This is a genomic window from Pseudonocardia sp. (genome assembly GCF_025965585.1).
Lineage (GTDB): Bacteria > Actinomycetota > Actinomycetes > Mycobacteriales > Pseudonocardiaceae > Pseudonocardia.
Genome location: NZ_JAOPWR010000495.1, coordinates 1 through 3,143 on the forward strand (window position 1 = coordinate 1; position 3,143 = coordinate 3,143).

The 3,143-nt window shown below is 67.0% G+C and carries 2 protein-coding genes; both read left to right on the forward strand.

Annotated features, from left to right (window positions below):
- The first annotated feature begins 223 nt into the window (after window positions 1-223).
- Complete coding sequence (locus tag JWR81_RS30315) at window positions 224-1,003, forward strand: SAM-dependent methyltransferase (RefSeq protein ID WP_367278887.1); 780 nt, start codon at window positions 224-226, stop codon at window positions 1,001-1,003.
- Window positions 1,000-3,135, forward strand: coding sequence for an EAL domain-containing protein (locus tag JWR81_RS30320; protein ID WP_297660721.1), 2,136 nt, complete (start codon window positions 1,000-1,002; stop codon window positions 3,133-3,135). The genes JWR81_RS30315 and JWR81_RS30320 overlap by 4 nt, the downstream gene beginning before the upstream one ends.
- Window positions 3,136-3,143: the final 8 nt, after the last annotated feature.

Genomic DNA, 3,143 nt, shown 5'->3' on the forward strand with positions numbered 1-3,143 from the left:
CCATAGGGCGGGCCTCCATCAGACCCAGGACGACTCGGTCCCCGACTCGTTTTCGGATTGGTAACAGTCTCGGGTGCGGTCGCGTTGGTGATCGGCTGTAGGACTTACCGACGAGGTAGATCGCCCGTACGCTCGTCCGGGGTTCGTCCGGGGATCGCGCTGGTTGCGCCATCCGGGCTAGGAGGTGGTTCAGGTGGAGTCATCGAGTGGGGCTGCGGACGGGGTGGACGTCGAGCGGCCCAGTGCTGCTCGTGTGTACGACTATTACCTTGGTGGTTCGCACAACTTCCGGGTCGATCGGGAGATGGCTCGTCGAGCCATAAAGATGTGGCCGGCGTTGCCGCAGATCATGCAGGCAAATCGGGCGTTCTTGCGTCGGGTGGTGCGGTACGTGGTCGAGCAAGGAGTCACCCAGTTCCTCGACATCGGCTCGGGGATCCCGACGGTCGGCAATGTGCACGAGGTCGCGCAGGAGGCCACCCCGGACGCGCGCGTGGTCTACGTCGATATCGACCCGGTTGCGGTGGCACACAGCCGGGCGATCCTGGCCGACGACGAACGAACCGAGGTGGTCCACGCGGATGTGCGGGACGTCGGAGCGGTGCTTCAGGACCCCCGTACGGTGCGGCTGCTTGACCTGTCCCAGCCGGTCGGCGTACTGATGATCGCGCTGCTGCACTTCGTGCCGGACGAGTCTGATCCGGCGGCTGTTATCGCGCAGTACCGGGACGCGCTCGCGCCCGGCAGCTACCTGGCCGTTTCGCATGCCTCCTACGAGGGCCAGCCCGATCAAGCAGGGCCGCACACGGGGCTATATGAGCGGACCGGCACACCGATGACAATGCGCTCACGGGACGAGGTCGGCGGGCTCCTCGACGGATTCGAAATGGTGGAACCGGGTGTCGTCTTCCTCCCTCTGTGGCGGCCGGAGCCGGGGCCCGTGTACGAGCACCCGGAATGGACGACCGGGTTCGCCGCGGTCGGCCGACGAGGCGAACGGTGATCGGCGAAAGTCGTGACGGAGCCAGTATCGCCGATGCCCGGCGGTCATTCGCCACGTCATGGGCGGTTACCGTAGCCGGCACCAGTTTCGTCGGCTGGGGATTCCGGGAACTCGCCGAGTACCTGCTCGGACTGACCAACCGCCTTGTCGACCTGATGCAGTCCGCCGAGGCGGACCCCGCGACCGCACATGCACTCGGCGCTGACCTGGTCGCGGTGCACTTCACCGCGCCAGAGACGCTGAGCCGCTCACTGGCCGTTCTCGGAGAGGGCCTGCCCGCGCTGGTGGCGGACCCTCGTCCGCCCGATCTGGCTCAGCGGCTGGCCCGCGCGATCGGGGCCCTTGCCGGCGGCTACGCCACGGCCTTGCGGGACCGCACGCTGGAGGAGCAGGACGAGATCCGGCGAGCGATGGTAGTGGCGAGCCGGGAGTCCGAGCAGAAACTGGCGGCCAGCGAGGCAAGGTTCCGGGCGATGTTCACCGAGGCGGCCATCGGAATCGGGATCGGCGACCTCGAGGGCAACATCCTGGAGGTCAACGCGTCGTTGCGGCGGATGTTCGGGTACACCGCCGAGGAGTTCCACCGGCGCAACGTGATCGACATGGTCCACCCGCTGGACGCCACGAGCATCTGGGATGCCTACAAACGGCTGATCGCCGGGCAGGATGATCACTTCCGCGTCGAGAAGCGCTTCTACCGCGCGGACGGCGAAGTGATCTGGACCCATCTCGCGGTGTCGTTGGTGCGAGGCGAGAGCGGAGAACCGGCGTATCAGGTCGCCATGCTGCAGGACATCACCGAGCGGCACCGGCTGCAGTGCGACCTGGAGCACCTGGCCTACCATGACCCGCTCACCGGACTGCCCAACCGGGCCGTGTTGTCCGAACGGCTAGCCGAGGTGTTCGCCAACCCGGCCGAGGACCGTCGCATCGCGTTGTGCTTCGTGGATCTCGACGGGTTCAAGGCGGTCAACGACAGCCTCGGCCACGACGTCGGCGATCAGCTCCTGGTGGCCGTCGCCGCACGACTGGCCGGCTGCTGTCGGCCCGGGCACCTGGTCGGGCGGATGGGCGGTGACGAGTTCGTCGTCCTGCTGCAGGATCCCACCACGGAGGACGAGGCCGTTGCGGTCGCCGAGGACATCCTCTCGGCGCTCGAGGCGCCGATCCGGCTGGGAGATCACGAGGTGATCGTCACGGCGAGCATCGGCATCGTCGAGCAACCCGTGGCGGCCACCTCTCCCGCCGACCTGATGTCGGCCGCGGACATCACCCTCTACTGGGCGAAGGGGGCCGGACGGAACCGGTACGCGTTGTTCGAGCGCGTGCGTACGGAGAAGGAGATCGCTCGGTTCACGCTGGCCTCGGCCATGCAGGCGGCGATCGAACGCGGTGAGTTCTTCGTCGACTATCAACCGCTGGTCGCCCTGAGCGACGGAAGGATGCTCGGTGTCGAGGCTCTGGTCCGCTGGCGTCACCCCACCTACGGCGACCTCCCTCCGGACCAGTTCATCGGCCTGGCCGAGGAGACGGGGGCGATCGTCCCGCTTGGTCGCTGGGTGCTGTCCACCGCGTGTTGGCAGGCGCGGCGGTGGCGCGACCAGTTCGGCGACGTGGCCCCCTTCGTCAGTGTCAACCTCGCCCCTCGCCAGCTGCAGGAGGACATGCTCCTCAGTGACGTCTCCGCCATACTCGACCAGACCGGACTGGAGACGGACCAGCTCCAGTTCGAGCTCACCGAAATAGCCGTGATGCGCGACGAGGTCGGCGCCCTGCGGACGCTCTCTACGCTTGACAAGATGGGCGTGCGTATCGCCATCGATGACTTCGGCACGGGCTACTCCAACCTGTCCTATCTGCGGCAGCTGCCGGTGCACGTGCTCAAACTCGACCGATCCTTCGTCGAGGGCTTGACCGGCTCCGACGGTGCGGATCCCCACGATGAATTGATCGTGTCCACGCTGATCACCCTCGCGCATGCGCTGGAGCTCACCGTCACCGCGGAAGGAATCGAGACCCACGCGCAGCTCGAGCGACTTCGCTCGATGGGTTGCGACGCCGGCCAGGGATGGTTCCTCGCCCGTCCATGCACACCCGAAGACATCACTGCCCTGCTCAGCAGAGGCGACTGACAGGCCCC